Here is a 26873-nt window from a genome sequence, read left to right as displayed (position 1 = left end):
CTCTACTTGGCAGAAAGCGACAATTGAACTTGGGACCTACAATCTAAACTGGAAGCCGCCGGACGAACCCATAGCGGTCTTCTTACATCATTTCAGGGCGATGCAGCGCTGTGCCGTCGCTAAACCGCTCGAGTTTGTAGGGTCCAAGATCGAACTGCGGCGCTTCGTTCGTCACGAGCTGGCTCGTCAGCAATCCCGCACCCGGTCCCAGTCCGAAACCATGTCCGCTAAAACCGGAGGCGATGACGAGTCCCGGCTTCGCCGCAACTTTAGAGATGATCGGCACCAAGTCGGGCGTTGTGTCGATGGCGCCAGCCCAGGCATGGGCGATCCGCACGTTCGCCAGTTCGGGAAACACGCCTGCGATGTTTCGAACGGCGCGCGAGAGCCATTCGGTATCCGGCCGGGGATCCAGAATGCGGCATTTCTCGAACGGCGTCTTATCACCGTCGTTCCAGGCGGCGCTTGCCTCCGGTCCGTTAAAAAAGCTGGAACCCACGCGGATCTTCAGCTTCTTGTTGAGCTTGCTGCGGAACATAGTGCGGAATTTTACTGAATGGCGCAGGTTCTGCGGCGCGAGCTCAACCCGGCCATAGCCGGGAACGGCAATCGTGTAGCCGCCGTCCAGACGCCGTCTGAGCGCAAAGCCCGGTCCGGAGAAACAGCCTTCGATGACGCCTGGCGCTTCCGCTGTGCGCAGCGCTGTGCCTACCACGTTAATGGCTGGCAGATCGATGCCGTGGTGCTGGCAAAACAGCGCGCTCCAGGCGCCGCCCGCGAGTACCACGGAATCTGCCGCGATACGCCCGCGTTCCGTCCATACCCCGGACACCCTTCCGCCGCTCATATCAAGACCTCGAGCGGCGCAATTCTGGAGCACCCTCGCGCCGGACTTCTGCGCGCCGCGTGCGATGGCTGGCGCCGCCTTGGAGGGTTCCGCACGGCCGTCCGTGGCCGACCACAGACCGCCGACCCAGCGCGCCTTTGACGTCGGGACGCGCGCTTCGAGTTCGCGTGCCGAGAGAATGTCGCTGCGGAAGCCAACATCACGCGCCTGGGCGAGCCACGCTTTCCAGCGCTCGACATCCGCCTCCTGCTCCGTGCCGTAGAGAATGCCGCTCTTGCGAAAGCCGATGTCGTCGCCGAGTTCGGCGCTGAGTTCGCCCCAGCGTTTGAGGCTGTGCATGGCGAGCGGCAATTCGTGCAGGTCACGATTCTGCTGACGCACCCAGCCCCAGTTCCGTCCCGATTGCTCCCCGCCGATGATGCCCTTCTCTATAAGTGTCACCGATATGCCGCTTCGCGCGAGTTCATACGCCGTGCTGACGCCGACGATGCCGCCGCCTATAACCACGACATCGCATCGATCCGGGAATGCTTCGCTGTTGATGACTTCGTCGATTCTGAGCATGATTGGCTGATGATGTAATCGCGGCTCGCGTGCGCCACTTGGCTGCGGCGCATCGGGCGGGATATGTTTAGAATGCTGAGCGCAATGTCGCACCATCCGTTTGCGTTGGATAGGACGATCTTCCTGCGCCCCGCATGCTCGCCTGCCCAGCAACGACCCGCGTCCGGTGCGAAGTGGCACGGTAGACTTTCTCGACCGATCAATGGCCATCCTGGCCACAGCAGTTGCCGCCGCGTCATTCTCCACGTCCGGATTGCCTGGAACGATTATGGCAAGGTATGCGCCGCCACGAGCGGTCAGCTTGGCGCACACATCAAAACTAAAATGCTAGGGACGACGCGGCCGTCTGTTTCGCAATTCGTGCAGGCATGCACCATGCCCTGAATCAGAAGAGCACGAGCTTGCACTCATCTACAAAGCGAAAGGGTTGAGCGCGGAAGAGGCCAAGCGTGTCGCCTCGCAAATCATGCAGGATTAGGACGAGGCATTAGACGCGCTGGTGCGCGAGGAACTGGTACTTGACCCGGCTGAGCTAGGCGGCAATCCGTGGTCCGCTGCCGGCGTCTCGTTTTGCCTGTTTTCCATCAGCGCCATTCTCCCCGCCATGCCGTTCCTTTGGTCGACAGGTGAAACGGCAATCGTCGAATGCATCGGTTTCAGCATGCTGCACTGGCGGCCATCGGAGTTCTTCACCTCAGTGTTCAACGGTCGCAGTGCTGGATTTTCAGCGGTTCGGCAAATACTCGTTGGTCTGGCGGCAGCCGCCTTTACATTCGGCGTTGGCAGAGTCCTCGGAGGAGCAGTCGTCTCATAAGGTGTTTCATGCCTGTCTGCGGCGCTTTACTCTTTCAACGTGGCGACTCTATGCCACGTTGGGTCATAAGTTCCGGAACTATATCTGCTATTGAGCCAGAAGCTGTCAAATGATGGTCCGCACGACGCGTTCGTTAGTCGTCTCAAACTGGCCACACCGGGACCCGGCCCCTGATCGGCACATTGTCATGCGACAAACGATGGAGGCCAAGCGCCGTCTGCCCCGAAATTCCTCTATGTCAAGTTGTGTTCAACTGCTAAGCATTGCGTGCGTGCACTACATAAAATAGCAACGAACCACATCCAAGGGCCCTGCAGTTCTCAACTAGGAAGGCTTCATGGACCTTTTCGACCAGCTTCAAGAGCAGATAAACGCGGTGCGGCTGCCGCTCTTTGCCGTCACCGTCACCGCTGCGGCACACATTAATACGCCGCTGATCGTGTTACTCCATTGGCACGGATTCCGGCGTGCGACGCCCCTCGTCTTGCTAGCGTTGATATTCCTTCACGTCCTGTTCCTCCATCGACCATCACGCTGAATTTTCAGTGGCGAAGCGTCGAGACGGTGGATTTGCTGGTGCTTGACGCAGCCTGGCAACTCGGCGCGTGGGACGTGGAGCGTGCTGAGCAGCGCAGTTGCAACGTTATAGGCGCAAGCGCGGCAGAGGCGCTCGCCTGCCGGCAGGCGTTCGGTTTCTACGAGGCAGACGCGAGCAACAGGGCACCGCGAGACGATGACGAGAGCGGGCGCAAAAGCTTAATGCAACTCGCTTCGCGCCGAGGCTATCTACGCCGGATTTTTTGACCTGTGCAGTCTGGTTTGTGGCGCGCGCTCAACGAACCCGACGACACATTGAATGCTGATGGCGGACGTCGGCCCCCGTGTCCTGCTGCGCCTATATCTCGTCGGCGCGACCACCGGGGGCGCACCATTTATCGGCTCGGCCGAATGCATCGTATCCTGCTGCCGCTCTGATACAAAAAGTTACAAATCGAGCTTTCGCCACCCCTTGAATCGAAAAACGCCCACCCTTATTTCGCTTTTCGCCACGGTTGGCTCGGCCGCACGGCGGCACTCAGCGTGTCGCAATCGTGCGGCCGGATTCCCTTATTGGTGATCCTTTAATCGCTCAGGAGCTGGAAATGCATATTCGTCCCCTCTACGACCGGGTTATCGTCAAGCGAATCGAAACGCAACGGACGACAGCTTCGGGCATCGTAATTCCCGATTCAGCAGCAGAAAAACCAGAACAAGGCGAAGTCGTCGCAGTCGGCAACGGCCGGCTGCTGCAGGACGGCACGCTGCGCCCGCTCCAGCTACAGGTCGGTGACCAGGTTCTATTCGGCAAATACGCGGGCCAGACCGTCAAGGTCGATGGCGAGGAGTTGCTTGTCATGCGCGAGGAGGACGTCATGGGCGTTCTCGAGGCTGACGCCGGTCCGGCGCGCAAGGCTGCCTGAACTTTAATCGAATCCCGAGACTCGACTGGTGACGCCGGTAGTGCGACCAGCCAATGCATCGGTAGATCGCGACACGCTGGTCAACACAAACTCCGGAGCAATAACATGAGCGCAAAAGAGGTCAAATTCCACGACACCGCCCGTGCCCGCATCGTCAAGGGCGTCAATGTGCTGGCCGATGCCGTGAAGGTTACCCTTGGGCCCAAAGGCCGAAACGTCCTGATCGAACGCAGCTTCGGCGCGCCGACCATCACGAAGGATGGGGTGTCAGTCGCCAAGGAGATCGAACTCAAGGACCGATTCGAGAATATGGGAGCACAGATCGTCAAGCAGGTCGCTTCGAAGACGGGAGACGTGGCCGGCGACGGCACCACGACGGCCACCGTTCTCGCACAAGCGATCGTCCAGGAAGGCATGAAACATGTCGCCGCCGGCATGAATCCGATGGATCTCAAGCGCGGCATCGACAAGGCCGTCGCGGCCTTACTCGACGAGCTGCGCACGCTGTCGAAGCCGATTTCGACAAGCCGTGAGATTGCCCAGGTCGGCTCGATCTCCGCGAACGCCGACGAGGCGATCGGGACGATCATCGCACAGGCGATGGAAAAAGTGGGCAAGGAAGGCGTGATTACCGTCGAAGACGGCAAGTCGCTCGAGAACGAGTTGGATGTTGTCGAGGGCATGCAGTTCGACCGTGGCTACATCAGCCCCTACTTCATTAACGATCCCGACAAGCAGGCTGCCTATCTCGACGATGCGCTGATTTTGCTGCACGACAAGAAGATCTCGAACATCCGAGATCTGTTGCCAGTGCTTGAAGCAACCTCAAAGGCTGGGAAGCCACTGCTGATTGTCGCTGAGGACATCGAGGGCGAAGCGCTGGCGACATTGGTCGTTAATGCCATGCGCGGCATCCTCAAGGTCGCTGCCGTCAAAGCGCCAGGTTTCGGTGACCGGCGCAAAGCCATGCTCGAGGACATCGCAACCCTGACGGGCGCGACGGTCATCTCCGAAGAAACCGGCAAGCAACTGCAGAAGGCAGCCCTTGAAGATCTCGGACGAGCGAAGCGCATTGAAGTCCGCAAGGACGACACGATCATCATCGATGGCGCGGGCGACGAAGAGCGCATCGCGGCACGCGTGAAGTCCATTCGTGCGCAGATCGAGGAAACGACAAGCGACTACGACCGCGAGAAGCTGCAGGAGCGTGTCGCGAAACTCGCCGGCGGCGTGGCCGTCATCAAGGTCGGCGCGGCCACCGAGGTCGAAATGAAGGAGAAGAAAGACCGCGTGGACGACGCGCTGCACGCTACACGTGCCGCAGTCGAGGAAGGCATCGTGCCCGGCGGTGGGGTGGCGCTGCTGCGCGCGCGGGAAGCGGTGACGGGACTGAAAGGCGCCAACAGCGATCAGGACGCGGGCATTCAGATCGTACTGCACGCGCTCGAGGCGCCGCTGCGCATCATCGCCGCGAATGCGGGCGACGAGCCTTCGGTGGTCATCGCAAAAGTGGTCGAAGGCCACGGCAACTTTGGCTACAACGCAGCCCTCGGCGAATACGGCGATCTTGTTGAGGCGGGCGTCGTCGATCCGACCAAGGTCACACGTACCGCGCTGCAGAACGCCGCATCGATTGCGGGGTTGATTCTCACAACCGATGCCACCGTTGCCGAAGCGCCGAAAGACGATAAGCCGACGCAGACGCCCGCACGGGAATTCGAGTATTAAGCGGCAGCGGGTTGCTCGAAGTGCCTGTTGTATTGATGACAGGTGCAATTGGTTCATTTGCGGGCGCCGCATTTTACTCCGTCGTGCGGCGCTGCTTCTTAGCAAGCTGACATGAAACTCGAACTTCGCATTGATTCCAAGCCGCTCGAAGTCGAACTCGACGATGTCATTGCGGCGCTCCTGGCGCGCCGGCTCGATCTACCCGACGACGCGAATCTCGAAGATGCCCTCGCTCGTTATCTAAGCGAAAAAGGTGCGCCGTGGGTGCTTGACGAAGAGCATATGCGTAGGCGTATTTTCCGTCGCCTGATCCTCGACATCGCCGACCCGGCCTTGATCATTCGACACCTGATGACTGGTCAATGACTCGCCCTGGAGCATGACATGATGAAAGGGACCTGCAAACCGAATGACTCGACGAACCACGCGAGCTCGGGCGCTCGCGCTAGCGAGGCGATGCCCGATGGCGCCGTCGCGCGTATCGTTTCGGAACTTGAGAATGTCGTGACGCTTATGCGTCAAACCTCGATGCAACGCGGTTATGCGTCAAGTCACATCTATATTCCCGCGACGCCGTCGCGCATGGACATGGCAATTTTGATTGCCTTGGCCGAGACGTACGGCCAAGCCATCGTCGAAGATCCGCGCTTTTATCCTGCGATTTCTTTTGTGGCTGAGCGCGGCGGCGTCGCCCTCGTCCAGCAAGTTCTCTTCGGCGACTCGATGAATTCCGTGCCATCGGGAGCTGCATGCAATGATGTGCTCTCCTCGCTGCTAGAAGAGGCCCGACCCGCCTTCGAGTTTCTCTGCGGAACTTGGCCCGAGGCCTTTATGGCACAGGCGAACACCGCCCTGCGCCGGCTCGGCTTTTCTGCGCTCACGAGACCCATGAACCCGCGGCAAGCGAGATCGATCCACCCAACGGATGACGGGGCCAACGCTGCGCGATAAGCATGGACATGCGAGGAGCCGCTCCAGGTGGACATGTTTTATAACGTAATGCATTGCTCGATGCGTGCCTGATCTGAGTGATATGCCCAGAGATCCTCGGGCGCCAGGCGCGCCGTCGCCCAAGCTCCCATCCGGCGTGCTCGGCCTGGATTACCTCAAGTTTTCGCAACTGTCGGTGAGCGACGAATTCCTCATGCGGGAAGCGATTGGCAGCCCAGCCGTCGAAGACGCATTGGCTTTCATTCGCTCAGGTACGATGCGCGCCGCGCGGCCGGCAATGAAAGTATTCTTTGATGGTTGCCGGTTTTGGCTGGCCAGTCATGTTCCCCGCTATCTGGCCGCCCGCCTTCTCGGCGCCTGTCACCAGGAGTTTTGGTGTAACATTCAAGCCGGCACGAGCAACGATGCTGTCCAGTACGCGTCGAGGATTACGGGCGGCCCGTACTTGTCATAACGCGCCCATTTCAGCGAGCTGATCGCCTCCATCGACTCAGCCAATCGGTCGGCACGCTACCAAGAAATCAGACAGTGCGACACCTGCGGCAGCGGCATTGCGTCGGGATATCTCATGAGCCGTACTGGGTTCGAACCAGTGACCAACGGATTAAAAGTCCGCTGCTCTACCAGCTGAGCTAACGGCCCCACTTGCCGATGAACATGCTACGGGCATCGCACTACCCGGTCACGCTAGCCAATATCGATCGTGCGACTCGCGGAACGCGCCGACACCGACTTCGGCACGGTCAACGTAAGTATGCCGTGGTCGAATTTGGCCAGGGCGCGATCGGGCTCGGCGTCTTCCGGCATTGGGATGGTCCGTGTAAAGCGCCCATAGGCTCGCTCCAGCCGATAGCAGCCGTCCTCTTCGCTACGGACATCCTGTTTCTTCTCGCCGCGCAAGACGAGCGCGCCATCCTCGACGCTTACGCTCACGTCCTCGCGCTCCATTCCGGGCAACTCAGCCGTCACGCGCAGTATTTTCCCTTCGTCGACCACGTCGATACGCGGCTGGAAGCGCGATGAGCTGAAGTCGCCAAACCATCTTTCCAGCGCCCCGCGTCCGGCAAAGGGGTCCTGAAAAAATTCTTCGACGGCGCGCCACGGATCGCGCGAGAAGAATCGAGGCATGTCAGGCCACGTCGAGCGCGACTGTTCACCGCCCGGCGAATGCTCCGCGTCCGCATCGGACTTGCGCGTCGACCCGCGCAGGAACTTGAACGGGTTCCATTTCCTTGGATCGGTATTCATGGTTTGCTCCTGCGGATTTCATCAGCAAACGACTAAACCGCGGGTGGCGGCCTCTTGGACCGCCACTTCGAGGTCTCCCGCGGCTTTACCCGCTTGCCGACTCAGCCTGTACGCACTTCGATCCGGCGGGGGCGGGCTTCGTCCCGACGCGGTATTGTCAGCTGCAGCACGCCGTCCCTCAGATTGGCATCGATCTTCGAAGCATCCAGGTCGGACCCGAGCGAGAACGCTCGCGCGAAGTGGGGCTGGCGGATCTCGGCGTGCTGCAGGCGCAGCCCGGCCGGAGTCGGCACCACCGCCTCGGCTTCGATGAACAGATTACCGTCGTGGACCTTCACGTCGAGCCGATCCTTCGTTACGCCGGGCAAATCCGCCCACAAGACGACGCCCTGGCTATTTTCAAAGATATCGACCGGCGGCGTGATGGTGATCCGACGCTCGGACGGCTCCCCCTCCCTGCCGGCGACCGCGCTTTCGCCTTTCCTGGCAAGCTCTGTTGTGGCGTTCATGATGTCCTCCTTCGACTCTGACGTTTCATTGAACGGTAATAGCTCGTGGCTTGGATGCCTCCCGCTTGCCAATGCTCACCGTCAGGCAGCCATTGGTGTATTGCGCAGTAACTTTGTCGGGGTCCGCATGCTCCGGTAGCTCAATGACGCGTCGAAAAGAACCTACGAATCGTTCCTGCGCATAGGTGCGCATTTCTTCACCGTCGGTCGCGGGTTGCGCCGCCGCGCGCTCTCCGCTGATGCTCAATAGGCCCTTGTCAATTGACACGTCCAGACTCTTCGGATCGACTCCGGGCGCAAACGCAACGACCTCGATCGAGTCGTCGGTCGAGCCGATATTGATTTGCGGGAAGGCGCCGAAACGCCCAGAACGGATGCTGGAAGGGAAACCACCGAACATGCTCGCCAACTGCCGTTGCAGGCGATCGAGCTCGCTGAACAGGTCGGTCCCGGAATAGAGATCGCTCATGATCATTTCCTCCTTTGAACCAGCAGGAAGACGAACGGGCCTACGCGCTCCAGTCCATCTGCCGTGCTGCGGGCAAACAAATCGAAACACGCAGCGCGCCGAACTGCTGCGCGACTGCCTGAGCGAAATTCAAGATAGGATCTCGCGCCGAAATTTCAAGGGGATGTTGCGAGTTTTCTGCTCTTGAAATCGGACGGGCGCATCCTATCTTTTCTCGACGTTCCTGACAGCCCTTGCGAGGACATTATGGAATTCGATTACGATTGGCTGACCCTCGGCCGGCACCGTATCCGGCTGCGCTCGACGAAGGGCTTCCCGACTGAGACGATGCGTACGGCGGTCCAGGTCATTCGGCTTGCGATCGACAACAACATGAGCGCGCGTGCGCGCATAGTCGAAGTCGTGGCGCGAAAGGAAGCCACTTACGAGGTCTCGGTTGGCAGCACGTTCGCCGACGACCGCTTATGCGCGCCCCAACTCGAAGCGGCGATCGCGACCGTCCTTGGCCTGCAACCCGCGCAGATCAATATCCTCGTAACAGTGGTGACGCAGGAAGAGGTCGATCTGCATTTCGGTGTCTACGAGAGGATGCTCGCCGAAAAGCTAGGCGTGGTGCCACCACTTCAATAGCGCATCGCTCACCCAGTTCGGGGCGTAAGGGCCCCGGGCGCGACACCGCTTGATGCTGGGGGACTTAGCCTTAGCGCGCGCACGCTTGATCTTGATCAAGCCGCCGCCCTGCACCACAACGCCCAGTTAGTCGAGCCCCAGGTCTCGGCACTCGGTGCACCGTCTTTGCACCTGTCGACCTTTACCAGACCGGAAACACCACGTCCGGCTGCGGTGAGAACTGTGTGCCCGAGCGAGGACAGCTCACGCGCCCCTTGACGGCCACCCGCTGGTCGAGAAAGGGAAGCAGCAGTGTGGGACCCGGGTTGCCACCGATACCGAGAAGGATATCGGTGACCACCTTGTCACTACAGGGCGAGGTCACCGGTCGATCCAGCAAAATCGTCGTGTAGTCGCCGGGCGCGTACTGGCCGCTGCCACGCTGGATGGTACCGGTAATCCAGATATCGTCTTGTAGCGGCAAGGTGCGCACCGGCGCACTCGTCGGCTTTGCGTCGCCGGACCAGCACATAGCCAACGCCGCCGCGGTCACGACAAGTATATGTTGCATGTTCATAGCCAAACCTCTTACCCATGAGCGCCAAGCTGACGAACACCGCGGCGCTGCGCCTGGCGCACCGCCGGTCCGATTGATACGAGCGCTCTCTCAGGGGTCACGCCTGCATCCGATCCTTGACGGCCGAGTGAGCGTCCCGGCGTCACCGCTTCCGATTCACCTCCTTGAAGTCTGCGTCAATCACACCATCATCCTGGCCTGGCCTCTGGGATTCGTGTTGCCCCGCCGTTTCGCTCGGACCGCTTCCTTGCGATGGTTTGTCCGCGTACATGCGTTCCCCGAGCTTTTGCGACGCCGTCGCCAGCGCGCCGATCCGGGCCTGTATTTCTTCCCTGTGGGACCGTTTCAATGCATCTTCAAGGTCCCTGATTGCAGCCTCAATCTCGCGCTTCTCGGCGGCGTCAAGCTTTTCACCATATTCAGTCAGTGCCTTGCGCGTAGTGTGGACCAACGCATCGCCCTGATTACGCGCATCGACCAGCTCGCGCAGCCGGTGATCTTCTGCCGCATGCGCCTGCGCCTCCCGGACCATCTTTTCAATTTCGCCTTCGGACAATCCTGAATTCGCCTTGATGGTGATCCGGTTTTCCTTGCCGCTGGCCTTGTCTTTGGCCGATACGTGCAGGATGCCGTTCGCGTCGATATCAAAAGTCACTTCGATCTGCGGCACGCCACGGGGGGCTGGCGGGATCCCCTCCAAAGTGAAGTCGCCCATCAGCTTGTTGCCGCTCGCCATCTCGCGTTCGCCCTGATACACCTTGATAGTGACCGCGGCCTGGTTGTCGTCGGCGGTCGAGAAAACTTCCGAGAACCGGGTCGGAATGGTGGTGTTTTTCTCGATCATCTTTGTCATGACGCCACCGAGCGTTTCGATGCCAAGCGAGAGCGGCGTCACGTCGAGCAGCAAGACGTCCTTGCGCTCCCCGGACAGCACCGCCGCCTGGATGGCCGCCCCGACGGCCACCGCCTCTTCGGGGTTGACATCCTTTCGCGGTTCCCGCCCAAAAAGCGCTCTGACCGTCTCCTGCACCTTGGGCATACGCGTCATGCCACCGACAAGAATGACGTCATCGACCTGTTCTGCCGTCAGACGCGCATCTTTAAGCGCAACGCGGCAAGGCTCCATCGTCCGCTCAATCAGGTCCTCCACCAGCGATTCGAGTTTCGCGCGCGTGAGTTTCACGTTCAGATGTTTGGGTCCCGATGCGTTCGCTGTGATGTACGGCAGGTTGATCTCAGTCTGCTGACTCGACGACAGTTCGATCTTGGCCTTCTCGGCCGCCTCCTTGAGACGCTGTAATGCGAGCACGTCCGTCGAGAGGTCAACGCCCTGCTCCTTTTTGAACTCGCCAACCAGATAGTCGATGATGCGTTGGTCAAAATCTTCGCCGCCCAGAAAGGTATCGCCGTTGGTCGACAGCACTTCGAACTGTTTTTCTCCGTGAACATCGGCGATCTCAATCAGCGAAATGTCAAAGGTGCCTCCGCCAAGATCAAAGACGGCAATCTTGCGGTCACGGCTTTCGCGCTTGTCGAGGCCGAAGGCGAGCGCAGCGGCTGTGGGCTCGTTGATGATCCGCTTGACCTCGAGACCCGCAATGCGGCCGGCGTCCTTTGTCGCCTGGCGCTGGCTATCGTTGAAGTAGGCGGGCACCGTGATGACGGCTTCAGTGACCGACTCGCCGAGGTAGTCTTCGGCGGTCTGCTTCATCTTGCGCAGGACTTCGGCCGAGACCTGTGACGGTGCGAGCTTGCTCTCGCGCGCTTCGACCCACGCGTCGCCGTTCTCCGCCTTGACGATCTTGTAGGGCATCAGCCGAATATCCTTCTGCACCTCCTTCTCCTCGAAGCGGCGGCCGATCAGGCGCTTGACCGCAAACAGCGTGTTTTTCGGGTTGGCGACCGACTGCCGCTTCGCGGACGCGCCCACCAGCAGCTCACTACCGTCGAGATACGCGACAACCGATGGCGTCGTGCGGGCGCCTTCTGAATTCTCAATCACCTTAACCTGCTTGCCTTCCATTGACGCCACACAGGAGTTCGTCGTGCCGAGATCGATGCCAATGATCTTGCTCATGATGTCTTCACCGGTATCAAAACACTTCAATTACTGATCGTTTGTCGCCGCTGGTCAGCCGGTCTCTAGGACACTTCTTGCGCCCTCGCAATTGCGCGAACATCATCGTCGTTGCTTCTCTGGCTCTCGAACGTCGCGCCGCGTTGCCTGCTCGAATTTTTGCGAAAGGCTCGACGCTGGCGGCAGCACGCCTGGCATTACGTAGCCAGCGGGCTCGTCCGACGCTTGCGGGATCAACCGTAGCGCTCCAAGTCTCGCCCGAAGGAACGCGTCGGCATGCGTCAGCCCCTGCTCAAGTGCCTGCTCCGTCACACCGGCTACCTGGGCGGCAGCGCCTACTGCAAGCCCCTCCAGCCGGCAAAGGACAACTGCGCGGCGCCAGGGTGCCGGCAGTTCCGAAAGGAGCGTCGCGAGCAGCGCGCGGAGTTCTTGCTCGCTCACGGCCTCCTCGGGCGTCGCGTCCGCTGCAGGCATGACGTCTTCAAGACGCAGGACTTCATCGGGCTGCCAGTAGGCAAACAGTATTTCCTCGTCCTCTCGCGGCTCGCGCAGCTCGATCGGCAGTCTGCCCTCGAGCGAAATGCAGCGGCCCGCCTCGTCCTGGCGACGGCTCACTTCGTCGGCGAGAACGCTCAGCGTTATTTGGTACAACCACTGCAGCGGGTTGAGCTTACGTGAGCGGGTTGCCGACTGCTCACACGCACGGGCCAACGCCTCATCGACGATCTCGTCGACGGATGGCTCACCCGGGTCGAGTTCGCCTCGCACCTGCAGGTCCGAAAGCTCCCGCTGCACAAAGCGCTGCAGTGATGCGAGCAGCGGGCGACCGAGGCTGCTGAAGGACGCCGTTTCTGCGTCGCTTTCTTCGTTCAGTGCCGTCTTGAGTTGCCGCAGGCCGACGCGCCGCTCCTTGCGACGCCAGGCGTCCTCGTGACGCAGATGTGCAACGTGGCGTTCAACCTGCCGATCCAGCTCTGTAAAGGCGTGTTCGATTGCCTTTTCCAATCGCGACGATTCCTCTACGCACGCCAGCGTCGCGCCGGACAGTGTCATCTGCAAACGAACGCGATAGAGACCATGGTGGCGGCTCCTGTCCAGGGTTGCGTGCAAACGGAGCAGTTCGGCCGGAAAGTGAGACAAATGCGGGCCGAGCACCCGTTCAGCGAGCCGCTCGATCATCTGATGAAGATCCGGACGTGAAAGCTTCGCCACGTTCCGGTAACGAATGACCGTTTTCATCTCAAGCCTGTCCACGAATTGTTTCGCTGCTGATCGACAATTCTCGGCGCACACTCCGCAGAAGTTTTTTTCTCATCGGCCACTGCGATGGGAAGCCACCCGCACCCCCGGCGCAAGGATGCGACGTCCCGACTATGCCGCGTCGCCCTGCGGCGCCGGTTTAAAGGCAATCCTGGCGCGGCACGGCCAGCTCGGCTTTAAGCGCCCCGGAGCGCACACGAGGATATTCACGCCGTTCCCGACGTTCGGCGTTGCCCTAAGGCCCGGGATGCGAGACGGAGGCTGGCAAGGGCGCGAGGGAACGCCCGAGACGAGCGCCGGTCGCAATGCGCGAGCAGCGACATGCAGAAAAAAGCCTGAAGTTTGAGAGCGACGCTCGGTGCCATCGGTGCAGTCCGAGCGCAGATAGACGTGGCTCATCGTCTTCTCCTTCGACGCAGCAAGGAAGAGAACGGGCTTGCGCGCTCCAGTTCGCCTGCGATGCTGCCAGCAAACAAATCGAAACACGCAGCGTGCGACCGATCGGGCGGCGGACACACTGCCTGAGCTAAAAATAACGTAGTAAAACTCCCGGAAAAATTCAAGTCGCCGCGGACGACGGACAGGGCAGCAGCGCCGCGCGCAAAGGGATCGATTGGGATGACATCATGAAATTCGATACTGATTGGCGGGCGCTTGGCAAGCACCGCATCCGGCTGCGTTCGGCCAAAGGCTTCCTTACGGAAGTCATGCACCAACTCGCTGAAGTGACGCGGACCGCCGTCGACAACGAGTGCGCGGGCGCGCGTCGTCGACATCGTCTTCCGGCAAGAGAAGACCTACCACATAGCTGTCGGCTCTACTGTGGCGGAGGAGGACCGGATCTGCGCGCCGCAACGGGAGCCCGCTCTCGCAGCGGCGACGGACCTTGTGCCCGATCAGATCAATTTAATTGTCCGGATCAAGGCCCAGGAAGAGGTGCAGCCGCATTTTGCGGTGTATGAGCGGATGCACACGGCGTGCCGTCGCGCGCCGTACGATCGTCTAAGCTCGCTGCGAAGTCTTATTCACGCGCCCTGCACGCCTAGCCGGCTCTGGCGGCCGTATTAGCCGCGCCCGATCGCGAAAATAGGATCCGGCTCACTCGGCGTGCGGGTTCGGAAATTCCGCTGGTATGACGACGCTGGAGGCCTGGTCGCATGGGCCCCCACCCCCGGGCAATGACGTCGAACGAGGAAATCCTACTCTGCTTGCCCGCCACATCAAGGACAATTTACCAACCAGCCGGACCGGCGCTTATTCGCTTGCCAGTGCTGCCCGCGCACGTGGCGAGGGTGCCGCGAAAAACCAGCACACCGAAACCCGGTCGCTAAGAGCCTTGCACGCTGACGCGAGCGTGGACTGCTTTTTGCATGCACTAACGGCTGTTGGAACAGCCAACCACACTTGAGACATATGTCAGCGCTAATTGATCAGCCAGATCCGGGCCGTATCTCATCAGGCGTCGACGGCCTGGACGACATCCTGGGCGGCGGGCTGACGCCGCACCGCATGTATCTTCTCGAAGGCGCCCCGGGTGCAGGAAAAACAACGTTGGCTATGCAGTTCTTACTCAAGGGTGCCGAAGTCGGGGAGCCAGGCTTGTACGTGACCCTATCCGAGACAAAGGCCGAACTCGTGGCCGTCGCTGAAAGTCACGGCTGGGACACCACCCGCGTCACGATCATTGAACTGCTTACCGATGAGGGCCTCGATCCTCGTTACGAACAAACGATCTTACATCCCGCGGAAGTCGAATTGGGCGAAACCGTCCGTGACGTTATCGCGCGGGTTGACGATTTGAAGCCGGTCCGCCTCGTCTTTGACAGCCTGTCCGAACTCCGGATGTTGTCGCAGAACCCGCTGCGATACCGGCGTCAGATCCTCGCCCTGAAGCGCTATTTCGCAACCCGCGCCTGCACGGTGATGCTCCTTGATGACAACACCTCGGAACCCGGCGATCTCCAATTGCATAGTATTGCGCATGGCGTGATCAGCCTTGACAATTTGGTGCACGATTATGGCGGCGAACGCAGGCGGCTGCGCATTGCCAAGATGCGTGGCATTAAGTTTCGCGAGGGTTACCACGACATGACGCTCGAAACGGGGGGCATCAAGGTCTATCCTCGCCTCGTCGCCGCGGAGCATCACAGCGACTATTCGGCGAACGCATTGAGCACTGGGACGCCTGGACTCGATGCGCTCCTCGGCGGCGGCCTTGTCCCAGGCACAAACACGCTGTTCGTCGGGCCATCGGGCGTCGGTAAAACGACCACCGTCGCCTCATGTCTGCTGGCTGCACTCGAGCGCGGGCAAGCCTGCGTCTATTACCTCTTTGACGAGACACGAACCACGTTGCTACGACGGCTAACTAGCCTCGGCATCGATCTCCGGCACCACCTGGAAAGTGGGTTGCTGACCTTGCGCCAGGTCGACCCGGCCGAAATCTCGCCGGGCGAGTTTGCAAGCGAGGTGCATCGCAGCGTTGAGCAGGACAGCGCGCGGTTTGTCGCCATTGATAGCCTGAACGCTTTCTTACAAGCCATGCCTGGAGAACGCTATCTGCTGCTGCAGATGCATGAGTTGCTCACGTATCTTAATCAGCGCGGCGTCATCACCATGTTGGTCTTGGGGCAGCATGGTGTCATCGGCGAGATCCAGAGCGACATTGATATCAGCTATCTTAGCGATGTGGTCGTGCTGTTCCGCTACTTCGAGCGTCGGGGCGAAGTGCTCACCGCGGTGACCGCGGTCAAAAGTCGCGCGAGTGGGCACGAGCGCTCGATCCGCCAGTTCCAACTCGGCGGCCGCGGTCTAATCGTCGGCGAAGCGTTGCGTGATTTCGAAGGCATTCTGGGCGGTCTTCCAAGGTACCAGGGGGACACGGCTATGCTGCCCCCTTCGAACGGCAAGAAGAACCCCTCCTCCGACTAGCGCAATGGAATTTCGCGTTCTCATCATGGCGCCCTTCGGCCGCGACGCCGATGTCATCGCCGACGTACTCGCGAGCGACGGTCGAAGCTGCTTCACTTGTCTCGACTCGGAATGTCTATTGAAGGAACTCCAAAGCGGCGCTGGCGTTGCGATCGTTACCGAAGAATCTACTTCGGACGATGGCGCGCGCGCGCTCGGAGAGTGGCTCGAGCATCAAGCCGCCTGGTCCGATCTTCCCATCATCCTGCTCTCCGGGCGTTTCGCCGGACGCCGTCCCGCGGCGAGCCTCGACCTGCTCGAACGGCTTGGAAACGTACTGGTTCTTGAGCGACCCTTGAACTCTGAGACTTTGCGTCGCGCGGTAACATCGTCCCTGCGCGCCCGCGCTCGGCAGTATGAGTCGCGCAAGCATCTGGCGGAATCCGAGCAGCATCTGATCGAACGCGTGAAAGCGCAAGAGGCGCTCGAGCACCTGAATGAATCGCTCGAAAGTCGTATCAGCGAACGCACGCGTGAGCTTGCATCGGCGAATGATCGGCTCATGAAAGAGATCCATGAGCGCGCCAAGGTGCAGGCCGTGCTCGTGCAATCGCAAAAGATGGAAGCGCTGGGCCAATTGACCGGCGGCATTGCGCACGATTTCAACAATCTTCTTAATGTCATCATGGCCAACGCCGAGCTGCTTACTCGTCTGAGCGATGATGACCGGGTGCGCAAGATGGCTGCGACGATCAAACGCGCCACTGAGCGTGGAGGCAAGCTCACCGCCCAATTGCTCACGTTCTCACGCACGAGCAATCTAGACTTGAAGGCCGTGAACGTTACTTCGCTGCTCCAAGGCATGCATGACATCATCTCTATCTCGCTGGGACCGGCCATCGCATTCTCTACCCATGCGGATGCGGAAGATCTTTGGACGCGAGCAGATGCCAACCAGTTAGAGCTCGCTGTGCTCAACTTGGCGATCAACGCGCGAGATGCCATGCCGGTCGGCGGACGCCTTTCCATCCATGCAGGCGAGCGACCTGCGCCGGACGAAACGCTTGCAGCAGGACGCTACGTTGTCATCAGTGTCAGCGATTCCGGGACGGGCATCGAGCCAAGTGTGCTTTCTCGCGCGTTTGACCCGTTCTTTACGACGAAGCCGGTTGGCAAGGGTACCGGACTGGGGCTAAGTCAAGTGTACGGAATCGCACGGCAGGCAGGCGGTGTTGCGCGCATTGACAGCGAACCGGGAAAGGGCACCACTGTAGAGATGTGGTTGCCGCTCGTAGATAAGCAAACGCAGGAAATCGTCGCCGGTTCAAACTTAGATAACCGCGCGGTGGAGGGGCGTCACATTCTTGTAATCGAGGACGACGAGGACGTCCGAAGCATGCTTGTCGAATGCCTGCAGGCACTCGGGTATACCGTTTCTCAAGCTCGTGACGGCGTTAGCGGTCTCGAGCGCCTTCGCGTCGACAATCCTGACCTGCTAATGGTCGACTATGCCATGCCTGGAATGAACGGATTGCAGGTCATAGAGAAAGCCCACGAATTGCGCGAAAATTTGCCGGTAATTCTAGCCACAGGCTACGCAGATGTCGATATTTCGACGATCGCTGATAAGCGCTTCACGGCGCTGCGCAAGCCGTTCCAACTCGACGAGCTTTCACGCGTGGTCCGCTCGGCACTGAGCGCGCCCGCATAACGAGAACTAAACGTAGCTCGGCTGGATGAGCTCACAACAGGCCTTGCGATGTGTAGTTTCCTAGACTGCGAAGGCTCATGTACCAATGACGAACCGCGCCCCATAAGCAGATGCGCTCGTACTCAAGCTAAGCTTATCTTAGTAATGTTGATTAGTACTCCTTAAACTTCGTTATACAAAGATTACGGATACGCTGGAGTCGCTGTGAGTGAACCGCGACACGGGCCATGAGACCGCTATGCGCCGCGTTCATTGGGAGAGTCTTCTTAGCGTCAGTCGTAGTTAGGGAGCGTCTGCACAATGCGTTCGGGCGTATGCGACAGGCATGGACGAAGACTCGTCGGAAACGGTATGCGTTGGAGCTCCACTTTTCCCTCGCGCAAGCCCTGTCGATTGCCGAATTCGGTCAGGAAGTCGATGCTATCAAGAGGTTGTGACTCGTAGCAAGGACATGAAGCCCACGTTCATCGTGCGCGGACTCTCTACGAGTGGCGTAGCGCTTTGCGCATCATCCATAAGTTGCCCAACGCAAACAACGTAGTGATTTGAGCGGTATTCTTCGCCAGCCCCGGTATCGCGTCTTCGTGTAGCCAAATTGTCGTTTGAGGATTCGGAAAGGATGCTCGACCTTCGCCCGAATACCAGCCTTTAGTCTTTCGATCTTGTCGTGGACCGCATCGATAGGGTCGTTCGGATTCAGTTTCCTTCGCTTGCCCAGCCGTATTGCAACGTGCTATCGGGCCGAGTTCGCTTGCTCACGCTTTTCGATGCCCTGGTATCCGACGTCGGCATAAACACTCGTCTCCTCCCCGTGCAACAACGCAAATGCAACATTGATGTCGTGCACGTTAGCTGCCGTGCCGATGACCGTATGAACCAAGCCTGACTCTGCGTTCACGCCCACGTGGGCTTTCATGCCGAAGTACCGGTTGCGGCCTTTCTGAGTCGACTGCATCTCGGGAGCGCGTGTGCCCGATCCGTTCTTGGTCGAGCTGGGCGCCGCGACCAACGTGGCATCGGCAGCCGATCCCGCCTTGAGCGTCAATCCCTTGTCGTTCAATATCTCATTGACCACCGCCAGGATTTGCGCAGCGATCCCATGCGCTTCGAGCAGATGCCTACACCGCAGGGTGGTCGTTTCGTCCGGGAGGCGGGTCATTGCGCCGTCGAGACCTGCGAACTCCCGATACAGCGGCACATCGTAGGGGGCCTCTTCCATCGCTGAATCCGACAGACTGAACCACTGTTGCAAGAAGTAAATATGCAACATCGTCGCAATCGGAAACGGAGGACGTCTGGTATACCCATTTGGATAGTTTGCGGCCCGACTGCTCGCAGCCAATAATGCCTTTTTCTAATAAGGCCACGCGGACGCCGCGCCGCGTTAGTTCGTACGCGGTGCTCACGCCAACGATACCGCCACCTATCACCGCGACATCGCATTTTTCGGGGAAATCTTCGCTATTCGTGACGTCGTCGATTCTTAGCATTTCACAGCCGCCGGTTGCCGCTTCTCGGTAAGTACTGCGGTGAAGATTCATCGAAAACGCACGTATGAGAACGATTTTCGATCCGCAGATAGTAGATGCGATTTTCCGATCTCCTGCCGCTTCTCTGATAGGACGATTCTGTTGCTTTTTGAAATGATATGGCGGTAAATCTCCCAAGCGCCGAGCAAACCCGGAAGCAATCTTGCAAACTGGTGCCTAGACCGATTCCAGCTTCGCCTCAACGTCACGTTCTTGGTCGCAATGGCCGGTGTCAAGGACGCCTTTCCGGTGATCTAACAAGAAGGTGGACTGGCGCCGCTAGTCAGAAATTGACCCCTTTAACTGGATAGTCTTCGCCACCAGCGCTGACAAAACCGCTGGTAACGCACCCTCACCTAGCGTCAGCTTGATGGGCGCATAACACCACATCATGCAAAATAGCCCGCATGTTAAATGCGGAGACGGCTGTGGGCGTCAACTTCGATTTGAACGATCTACAGGCGTTTCGCGCCGTCGTGGAGCTGGGCAGCTTCCGCAAGGCAGCGGACGCGATCAACATATCGCAGCCGGCGCTGAGCCGGCGCATCGAGAAGTTAGAAGCGGCACTCGGCGTGCGACTTTTCGAGCGCACCACCCGCAGTGTGACACTTACGACCGTAGGCCGCGTGTTTGCTCCGAGCGCGGAACAACTTCTCGACGATCTCGATGTCGCGTTGCTCGGCATCCGCGACGTGTCCACCAGCCGCTTGGGCCATGTGACCATCGCCTGTGTGCCGTCGGTAGCCTACTACTTCCTGCCGAGCGTCATCGCCGCCTACCACGCCCGCTATCCGCGCATTCGGGTCAAGCTGCTCGACACGAGCGCGAACGAAGTCCTTGGCTCGATCATCAGCGGCGAAGCCGATTTCGGCGTGAGCTTCATGGGTAGCCAGGACTCGGACATTGAGTTCAAGGCCCTCCTGCAGGAGAAGTTCGTGGCCGCGTGCCGCCGCGACCATCCGTTTGCGAAAAAAGCGCGTGTGTCGTGGAGCGAACTATACGAACACGAATACGTTTCAGTCGACAAGACTTCCGGCAACCGTTTGCTGCTCGATCAGGCGTTGACGACTGTGGCGCCGTCGATGCCGAGCATCTGCGAGACACGCCATGTCACCACCATGCTCGGCTTGGTTGAAGCGGGACTCGGCGTGGCCGCCGTGCCTTCGATGGCAATGCCCATGCGCGATCATCCGATCCTGACCAGCGTGCCGCTCGTCGATCCGGTTGTGACGAGGCGAGTCGGCATCGTCCGGCGCAGGGGGCGTCCTCTCGCGCCGGCCGCACAGCAGTTCTATCAGACAATCCTCGACACGAAACGCAGCGGCATGGCCGGTGCGGCAAAGAAGACCCCGAAATGACACTGCCGAGGCCATTCAACCTGCTCTACGTCCAGGTCCTGCTCGGGATGGCGCTCGGCCTGTGCGTCGGACACTTCTGGCCACAGGTCGGCGCATCGCTCAAGCCGCTCAGCGATGCGTTCGTCGCGCTGGTGCGCATGATGATCGCGCCTATCGTTTTCTGCACGATCGTCACCGGCATTACCTCCCTTGCGAGCGGCTCGAAGATCGGCCGCACCATTTTGAAAGCGCTGGCGCTGTTCTACTTCCTCACCATCATTGCGCTCGTTCCCGGCCTCGCGACCGCTTTCGCGCTGCACCCGGGCGCGGGACTCCACATCGACGCACGCCATCTGGACACGGCCGTCCTCGCCCAGTATTCGCCGCGCATGCAGTCGCACGGATTCGTCGAATTCGCGCTGCACGTGATTCCGGAGACGCTCGTCGGCGCGTTCGAAAAAGGCGAGGTGCTGCCGGTCCTGCTGCTCGCCCTTTTGTTCGGCTTCGCACTGAACACCAGCAGGCACGCCGGGCAGCGGGTACAGGAATTCATCGATGGCATCGCGCACGTGCTGTTCCGCATCCTCGCGATGATCATGCGACTCGCGCCCGCCGGCGCTTTCGGCGCGATGGCGTTCACGGTGGGCCGCTTCGGGATCCGGTCGATCGGCTCGCTCGGCATGCTGATGGTGTCGTTCTATGCGGCATGCCTGCTGTTCGTCGTATGCGTGCTCGGGCCGCTCGCGCGCCTGCATGGCTTCTCGCTCTGGCGGCTGCTGCGCTACATTCGCGAGGAACTGATCATCGTGCTCGCGACATCGTCCACGGAACCGGCGCTGCCGCGCCTCATCGTCAAGCTGGAAGCGCTTGGCTGCGACAAGGGGATCGTCGGACTGGTGCTACCCGCCGGCTATTCGTTCAACCTCGACGGCACGGCGATCTACCTGACGCTCGCTTCGATGTTTATCGCTCAAGCGTGCGACGTGCACCTTTCGGGCGGGCAGATCGCCACGATGCTCGCGGTCATGCTGCTCACGTCGAAGGGCGCGGCGGGCGTCTCGGGCAGTGGGCTGGTGGCGCTCGTCGCGACGCTGGCCGTCATACCTGACCTGCCGGTTGCGGGCGTCGCGCTGCTGGTCGGCATCGATCGCTTCATGTCCGAGGCGCGCGCGCTGACCAGCGTGATCAGCAATGCCTGCGCGGTGATCTTCGTTTCGATGTGGGAGCGTGCCTGCAACCGTGCGCGCCTGAAAAATGCATTGAGCCTGGCGCACGAACCGGAAGAAACCTTTGATCAGCCCGTCGACCTGCCGGGCTGAATCGTTGCGCTCGTCTCAATGTGCAGCGACTGAATCAAGCCCTGTTGATGTCACCTCCGGCTGCACGGCGGGCGACGCGAGATAGTTCAGCAGCGTCTTTGCTTCCTTCGGATGCTGCGCGCCGACCGGAATGCCGGCCGCAAAGCGCGTGACCGACTGCATCGACTCCGGAATCTTGCCGACGTACGCCCCGCCCTTCACCGGAAGCAACTCGCTGACCTGCTGAAAACCCACTTCGTAGTCGCCGGTCGCAACCACCGACGCCACCGGAATCTTCGCCTTGGCCTTCACCTGTTCCTCGATGCCGAGCCGCTTGAACAACTCGCGCTCGATATAGACGCCGCTCGCGCTGTCCGAGTACGCGATCGACCGGGCATGCAGCAAGGTTTGCTTGAGCGCGGCTTCGGACGCGATGTCGGGCTTCGGCGCGCCATCGCGCACCACCATGCCTATGCGAGAATCCGCGAGCTCGACGCGGGAATCGGGAATTACCTTGCCCTGCTTGATCAGGTCGTCGAGCGCGTAGCCGACCATGATCACCACGTCGGCAGGCTCGCCGCGCTGAAGACGGTTCGGAATGGCTTCCGGCGACTTGCCCATCGACGGGCCGAGCGCGGTATCGAGCGTATTGCCGGTCGATGCCGCGAACTTCGGGCCCAGCAGCTTGTACGCTGCGGTGAAGCCGCCCGAACTCATCACATGCAGATCGGCGGCCTGGACATTCGGCGCGACGGCCGCGCTGCCGACGAGCGCGGTGGTACACAATTTCAGAAGAATCGATTTCATGTTCGAATGGATGCGTTGTTTCAGGACGCCGCATGCAGCGGAACGGAACGGCGCCGATACAGTGCCAGTGTCGCACCGAGCCCGCACACCGCGGCGAAGCTCATCCAGTAGCCCGGCGCGGCCTTGTCGCCCGTCATATGAATGAGCGCAGTCGAGATAACCGGCGTGAATCCACCGAAGACCGCCGTCGCGAGGCTGTAGGCCAGCGAGAATCCGGCGACTCGCACTTCGACCGGCATCACTTCGGTGAGCGCGACGACCATCGCGCCGTTGTACATGCCGTACATGAACGAGAGCCACAACAGCACAAGCAGCATGTTGATGAAGCTCGGCGCGTGAGCGAGGAGCGAAAGCGCCGGGTAGGCGGTCGCGATTGCGAGGATTGTCATTCCGAGAAGAAGCGGACGGCGTCCGATACGGTCTGATAGTGCTCCGCCAATCGGCAGCCAGATAAAGTTAGAGATGCCCACGCACAGCGTGACGAGCAGACTGTCGGCGGTGCTCAGATGCAGAACGGTCTTGCCGAATGTCGGCGCGTACACGGTGATCAGGTAGAAGCTCGTGGTGGTCATCGCGACCAGAAGCACGCCAGCGATAACGACAGTCCAGTTCTGCACGAGCGTGGCAAAAACTTCTTTCATGCTCGGACGATGCTGACGCTGCTTGAATTCCCGCGTTTCCTCGAGATTGCGCCGAAGAATGAAGATAAAAGGCACGATCATGCAGCCGACGAAGAACGGCACACGCCATCCCCACGCGGCGATCGCCGCCGTGTCGAGCCATTGATTCAGCGCGAAGCCGAGCGCCGCCGCGACCACGATCGCTACTTGCTGGCTGGCGGACTGCCAGCTCGTGAAGAAGCCCTTGCGTCCCGGCGTCGCCATCTCGGCTAGATAGACCGATACACCGCCCAGTTCCGCACCTGCCGAAAACCCCTGCAGCAAACGGCCGATCAGAACCAGCGCGGGCGCGAAGAGTCCGATCGTCGCGTAGCCGGGCACGAACGCGATAAGGATGGTGCCGCTCGCCATGATCGACAACGTGACGATCAGGCCCTTGCGCCGGCCGACATCGTCAATATACGCGCCGAGAATGATCGCACCCAGCGGACGCATCAGGAAACCAGCACCGAACACTGCGAAAGTCATCATCAACGAAGCGAATTCGCTTCCCGCGGGGAAAAAGACAGCCGCGATTTGCGTGGCGTAGAAGCCGAATAGGAAAAAATCAAACTGCTCTAAGAAGTTGCCCGCCGTCACGCGTAGTACGGCGGATGTCTTCGATTGCGCGGTGGCAGAGGTGGTTGAAGAAGGGTGCATCGAGGTGTCTCCAGAATTTCGGCTTGGTGTCCGGGCGATTTCTTGTTTGTCGAATACTCGCCCGAACGGCGCATAACGTTAAGTGCTATTTTCGGAACGATTGATGCGTGCTGTTTATCACTGTACGCATCGCTGCCGGTCTTTCCGATTAGGCAACGAAGCGGCACTGGGAAGCGGGGGTGCGCGTGTCCATGTTGCGTCCGCGGTTCAGGTGATCGTCGATTTCCGCCGCGCAGCCGAGCATACGTGGATAGAGGAAGATCGTGAACGCGGCGGTTTCCAGATCGGACTCCGCCAGATCGCCGCGGCGCAGCGGTTGCCACAGCATCTTCAGCAAGAGCGCCGCGATCACCGCATCGACATTCACGCAATACACGTTACGCGATACACCGGCATCGAACAGGGCCTGCACGAGCTCGCGATAGAACGCATGAAACGCGTTGTATTCCCCGCGTTGCTCGCACATATCCGCGATGAACACCTCCCTCGGATCATGGTTGACGGGCCTGTCCTTGAACACCGGATGATTGACCCCTGGCAGCTTCGCTATGTCCAGGCTGCCCGCGTTCTTCTTGCGCGCCTTGTATTGTGCATAACGCTCCACCGCGTGTTCGGCTAGCTTGCGCAGATCCACGCCGTGGCTTGCATCCGACGGATCGCCGAGCGGCGTGTCGCGGAACGCTTCGATCAGGAACGCGATTCCCTCGTACCCGTTGCCGCCATGCGTGTAGCCGGTATGCGAAAGGAAGCCGACGAGCGCCTTATTAAGTTGCACGCGCTCGGGGCTCTCGGGACCGTCGGCCGATACGGCGCCTTTCGCCCCTTGTGCCGAAATGGCTCCTGGACCGTTTGTGAGCAGCAGCCCCGCGAGCGTCTTGAATGCGAACAGATCGTCGGGGCCAGGTTCGAGATCGAGCAATGCGGCGAAGCAAATCTCGGTGAGGCTGCGTTCGTTCAAGAGCGATTCGTTGGTAAAGCCGCAGAAACCGTCTGGGGCGTGACGCGACGCGTCCGCCGAAGCGCCGATCAAACGTCCGAACAACATCGTCCACCAAGGCAAGCTCTCGGCGGTGACGCGCGACACGCGCTTGCGCATGAGTGGGCCCCACGCCAAAGTGGTTGTGATCGCGGCGAGCACGGCGTCCGCCGTCGGGTGCGCTGGCCGCGACGTGAGCCAGCGGATCAGCACCGACTTAGCGCCACGCTTTGCGAGCCCCGAAAGCATTGCTTCGGCGCGCGGATCGCGAGCGTCCGCGAAGAGCGGCTCGCTGCCGGTGCCGTCGATCTGGCCGATATCAAAGCTTTCGTCGAGCGCATTGGTGACGCCCGCAGCCGCGAAGTGGTCAATCAACCATTGGGCGGCATCGCGCGCTGCGCGCTGACGCTTCGGCCCGACGATCGACGCCGCAGCCGCCAGAATTGCGTTGGGCGCATTGCCCGCCTCTCGCGCTGCCTGAGCCGCGACGAGCTCCGGCGTTCCATGCAAATTGACCGATGCCGCGATCGCTACGTTGATCAGCTTTTCGTCGTTCTCGCCGCCTGGTTCGTGCAGAAGGGCAAGGTTTACGTTCGCTTCGAGCGAGCGCGTCGCGGCGTCGAGCATCGAGGTTCCGTGAAGGCTGCTGACTTGCGTTTTCGCATCCATCTGCGAGGCGCCCGATGCGTCCTTGAGCGACTGACGCGGCGCAATTGCGCCAATTTGGCTGTTGACCTGCAAGACCTGCTCGTCGTACGGAGAAACCGCACTTACCACGGAAATGGCAAGGCCGGACGGCAGCTTGATGCCCTGGTCTGAGCCGAACCACGGCTTGAGCGCAAGGCTGCCTTCGGGCTCGAAGTCAGGCATTGTCGCGTTGGCTTGCATGACGGCGGTCAGCGCCGCCGGGATATGCGCGATATTCGTGACGACCGCGCCCTTGGCCGAGCAGCATGGATCGCCTGGGCTGAAGAGTCGCTCGACGCCGAACTTCTCCATGAACCAGCGTTCCTTTGCTTGCGCGTCGTCGGAACCACCGGCCATCGCGCCCGCATGGCCGACCGCGCGCGTCAGCCGGCTTTTCCACCGGCCCACTACGCAGGCAACCACCGGTTTCGTAAAGGTCGCGTCGGCTTCGTAATAGCCGCCCGGTTCGCAATAGAGCACGGCGGCCTTGCTGCGCGCATCGTTGGCGAGTGCGAATGCGAATTCCGGCGCGGCGTAGTGGATGTAGACGTCCTTGCCGCTGGAAACGACGGTCGACGTGCCCCAGCCGCTCATGCGCAGATATTGCGCGATCGTCGTGCTGAAGCCGCCGGAGTTTGAGAAAATAGCGATCGAGCCTTTGCGCAGCGAATCGTCCGGATTGTCACCCCCGAGCGCCCCGCCGATCCTCACGCGATTCCACGAGTCCGCGACGCCCAGTCCGTTCGCCCCGAAGATGTCGACGCCCGCCTGCTGACCCATTGCGCGGATTTCGCGGGCGTCATGCACGGCGATCTTCTCGGTGATGATGAAAATCTTCTTGAGATCGGGATTGACGCGAATCAGTTCGGCGACACCGTCACGGGCAGCCGATGGCGGCAGATACACCACGCCGCAATTAAAGCGATGTCCTGCCTCCAGCCCTTCGCGGACGTTGTTGTACACCGGAATATCGCCGGCCGATGTGGAGAGCGCTTGCCCCCCCTTCCCCGGTGCCGTACCGAAGACGATATTGCCGCCGGAGAAGGCATGACTAATGGGCGTCACATCGGACGACTCGCCGCCCAGGATGTTGAGCACGCACACGCGATCGTCGCGTGTGGCGATTTGCGCGAGCGAGTTGACGCCGACGAAATATTTGAACGGTTTGCTGTGTTGTTTATGCATG

Annotated in this window: 20 protein-coding genes, 1 tRNA gene and 5 pseudogenes; 13 read left to right on the top strand and 13 right to left on the bottom strand. The window is 60.4% G+C overall.

Annotated features, from left to right (window positions below):
* Nucleotides 1-82 precede the first annotated feature (82 nt).
* Entirely contained in the window at nt 83-1411 is a 1329-nt protein-coding gene (locus NK8_RS33475) for an FAD-binding oxidoreductase (protein WP_213233746.1), read from the bottom strand.
* Nucleotides 1412-1790: 379 nt separating this feature from the next.
* On the opposite strand from NK8_RS33475, the pseudogene NK8_RS33470 reads away from it, so the two are divergent.
* The 7 genes and pseudogenes from NK8_RS33470 to NK8_RS33440 form a co-directional block, all read left to right on the top strand.
* A pseudogene (locus tag NK8_RS33470) lies at nt 1791-2225 on the top strand (VIT1/CCC1 transporter family protein); the annotation flags it as partial.
* A 337-nt stretch (nt 2226-2562) separates the two neighbouring features.
* A pseudogene (locus NK8_RS33465) lies at nt 2563-3200 on the top strand (diguanylate cyclase).
* 167 nt (nt 3201-3367) lie between these two features.
* Complete coding sequence (gene groES, locus NK8_RS33460) at nt 3368-3685, top strand: co-chaperone GroES (RefSeq protein ID WP_213233745.1); 318 nt, start codon at nt 3368-3370, stop codon at nt 3683-3685.
* A 105-nt stretch (nt 3686-3790) separates the two neighbouring features.
* On the top strand, nt 3791-5413 hold the full coding sequence (groL, locus tag NK8_RS33455) for a chaperonin GroEL (RefSeq protein WP_213233744.1): 1623 nt from the start codon (nt 3791-3793) through the stop codon (nt 5411-5413).
* A 111-nt stretch (nt 5414-5524) separates the two neighbouring features.
* Nucleotides 5525-5779 (top strand): hypothetical protein, encoded by a 255-nt coding sequence (locus NK8_RS33450; protein ID WP_014253161.1) that lies wholly within the window; start codon nt 5525-5527, stop codon nt 5777-5779.
* Nucleotides 5780-5797: 18 nt separating this feature from the next.
* Nucleotides 5798-6364, top strand: coding sequence for a hypothetical protein (locus tag NK8_RS33445; RefSeq protein WP_225936592.1), 567 nt, complete (start codon nt 5798-5800; stop codon nt 6362-6364).
* Nucleotides 6365-6500: 136 nt separating this feature from the next.
* Nucleotides 6501-6818: a hypothetical protein gene (locus tag NK8_RS33440; RefSeq protein WP_213233743.1), complete on the top strand. Its 318-nt coding sequence runs from the start codon at nt 6501-6503 to the stop codon at nt 6816-6818.
* 115 nt (nt 6819-6933) lie between these two features.
* Here NK8_RS33440 and NK8_RS33435 read toward each other — a convergent pair.
* The 4 genes from NK8_RS33435 to NK8_RS33420 all read right to left on the bottom strand — a co-directional run bounded on the left by NK8_RS33435 (nt 6934) and on the right by NK8_RS33420 (nt 8590).
* Nucleotides 6934-7006 (bottom strand) — tRNA-Lys (locus NK8_RS33435).
* 45 nt (nt 7007-7051) lie between these two features.
* Complete coding sequence (locus NK8_RS33430; RefSeq protein ID WP_213233742.1) at nt 7052-7612, bottom strand: Hsp20/alpha crystallin family protein; 561 nt, start codon at nt 7610-7612, stop codon at nt 7052-7054.
* A 101-nt stretch (nt 7613-7713) separates the two neighbouring features.
* On the bottom strand, nt 7714-8121 hold the full coding sequence (locus NK8_RS33425; protein ID WP_213233741.1) for an Hsp20/alpha crystallin family protein: 408 nt from the start codon (nt 8119-8121) through the stop codon (nt 7714-7716).
* A 25-nt stretch (nt 8122-8146) separates the two neighbouring features.
* Nucleotides 8147-8590: an Hsp20/alpha crystallin family protein gene (locus NK8_RS33420; protein WP_213233740.1), complete on the bottom strand. Its 444-nt coding sequence runs from the start codon at nt 8588-8590 to the stop codon at nt 8147-8149.
* 246 nt (nt 8591-8836) lie between these two features.
* On the opposite strand from NK8_RS33420, the gene NK8_RS33415 reads away from it, so the two are divergent.
* Nucleotides 8837-9220 (top strand): hypothetical protein, encoded by a 384-nt coding sequence (locus tag NK8_RS33415; protein WP_213233739.1) that lies wholly within the window; start codon nt 8837-8839, stop codon nt 9218-9220.
* Between the two features lie 181 nt (nt 9221-9401).
* On the opposite strand, the gene NK8_RS33410 is transcribed toward NK8_RS33415, so the two are convergent.
* The 3 genes from NK8_RS33410 to NK8_RS33400 form a co-directional block, all read right to left on the bottom strand.
* Complete coding sequence (locus NK8_RS33410; protein WP_035511472.1) at nt 9402-9776, bottom strand: hypothetical protein; 375 nt, start codon at nt 9774-9776, stop codon at nt 9402-9404.
* Between the two features lie 142 nt (nt 9777-9918).
* Nucleotides 9919-11853, bottom strand: a complete 1935-nt coding sequence (gene dnaK / locus NK8_RS33405; protein ID WP_213233738.1) for a molecular chaperone DnaK — start codon at nt 11851-11853, stop codon at nt 9919-9921.
* A gap of 102 nt (nt 11854-11955) precedes the next feature.
* The gene (locus NK8_RS33400; RefSeq protein WP_213233737.1) at nt 11956-13092 is read right to left on the bottom strand and encodes an RNA polymerase subunit sigma-28; all 1137 of its coding nucleotides are present in this window, start codon (nt 13090-13092) and stop codon (nt 11956-11958) included.
* Nucleotides 13093-13739: 647 nt separating this feature from the next.
* Between NK8_RS33400 and NK8_RS43050 the strand changes: the two are divergent.
* From NK8_RS43050 to NK8_RS33385, 3 genes and pseudogenes are all read left to right on the top strand, one after another.
* Nucleotides 13740-14082: pseudogene (locus tag NK8_RS43050) on the top strand (hypothetical protein); the annotation flags it as partial.
* 444 nt (nt 14083-14526) lie between these two features.
* Nucleotides 14527-16044: an ATPase domain-containing protein gene (locus NK8_RS33390; protein ID WP_213233735.1), complete on the top strand. Its 1518-nt coding sequence runs from the start codon at nt 14527-14529 to the stop codon at nt 16042-16044.
* A 4-nt stretch (nt 16045-16048) separates the two neighbouring features.
* The gene (locus NK8_RS33385; RefSeq protein ID WP_213233734.1) at nt 16049-17734 is read left to right on the top strand and encodes an ATP-binding protein; all 1686 of its coding nucleotides are present in this window, start codon (nt 16049-16051) and stop codon (nt 17732-17734) included.
* A gap of 482 nt (nt 17735-18216) precedes the next feature.
* Here the strand turns inward: NK8_RS33385 and NK8_RS33380 are convergent.
* Both NK8_RS33380 and NK8_RS43485 read right to left on the bottom strand, forming a co-directional pair.
* A pseudogene (locus NK8_RS33380) lies at nt 18217-19034 on the bottom strand (IS5 family transposase); the annotation flags it as partial.
* Between the two features lie 19 nt (nt 19035-19053).
* A pseudogene (locus NK8_RS43485) lies at nt 19054-19224 on the bottom strand (FAD-dependent oxidoreductase); the annotation flags it as partial.
* A 467-nt stretch (nt 19225-19691) separates the two neighbouring features.
* Here NK8_RS43485 and NK8_RS33375 point away from each other — a divergent pair.
* Both NK8_RS33375 and dctA read left to right on the top strand, forming a co-directional pair.
* On the top strand, nt 19692-20621 hold the full coding sequence (locus NK8_RS33375) for a LysR family transcriptional regulator (protein WP_213233733.1): 930 nt from the start codon (nt 19692-19694) through the stop codon (nt 20619-20621).
* Entirely contained in the window at nt 20618-21919 is a 1302-nt protein-coding gene (gene dctA, locus NK8_RS33370) for a C4-dicarboxylate transporter DctA (RefSeq protein WP_213233732.1), read from the top strand. Before NK8_RS33375 ends, dctA begins: the two co-directional genes overlap by 4 nt.
* A 15-nt stretch (nt 21920-21934) precedes the next feature.
* On the opposite strand, the gene NK8_RS33365 is transcribed toward dctA, so the two are convergent.
* The 3 genes from NK8_RS33365 to NK8_RS33355 all read right to left on the bottom strand — a co-directional run bounded on the left by NK8_RS33365 (nt 21935) and on the right by NK8_RS33355 (nt 26872).
* Nucleotides 21935-22705: a substrate-binding domain-containing protein gene (locus tag NK8_RS33365; RefSeq protein ID WP_213233731.1), complete on the bottom strand. Its 771-nt coding sequence runs from the start codon at nt 22703-22705 to the stop codon at nt 21935-21937.
* 20 nt (nt 22706-22725) lie between these two features.
* Complete coding sequence (locus NK8_RS33360) at nt 22726-24024, bottom strand: MFS transporter (RefSeq protein ID WP_213233730.1); 1299 nt, start codon at nt 24022-24024, stop codon at nt 22726-22728.
* 148 nt (nt 24025-24172) lie between these two features.
* On the bottom strand, nt 24173-26872 hold the full coding sequence (locus tag NK8_RS33355) for a CoA-binding protein (RefSeq protein ID WP_213233729.1): 2700 nt from the start codon (nt 26870-26872) through the stop codon (nt 24173-24175).
* Nucleotide 26873 lies beyond the last annotated feature (1 nt).

It is taken from the genome of Caballeronia sp. NK8, from assembly GCF_018408855.1.
Classification (GTDB): domain Bacteria; phylum Pseudomonadota; class Gammaproteobacteria; order Burkholderiales; family Burkholderiaceae; genus Caballeronia.
Note: the sequence above shows the minus strand (reverse complement) of the source record. Positions and strands in the feature narration are given on the sequence as shown.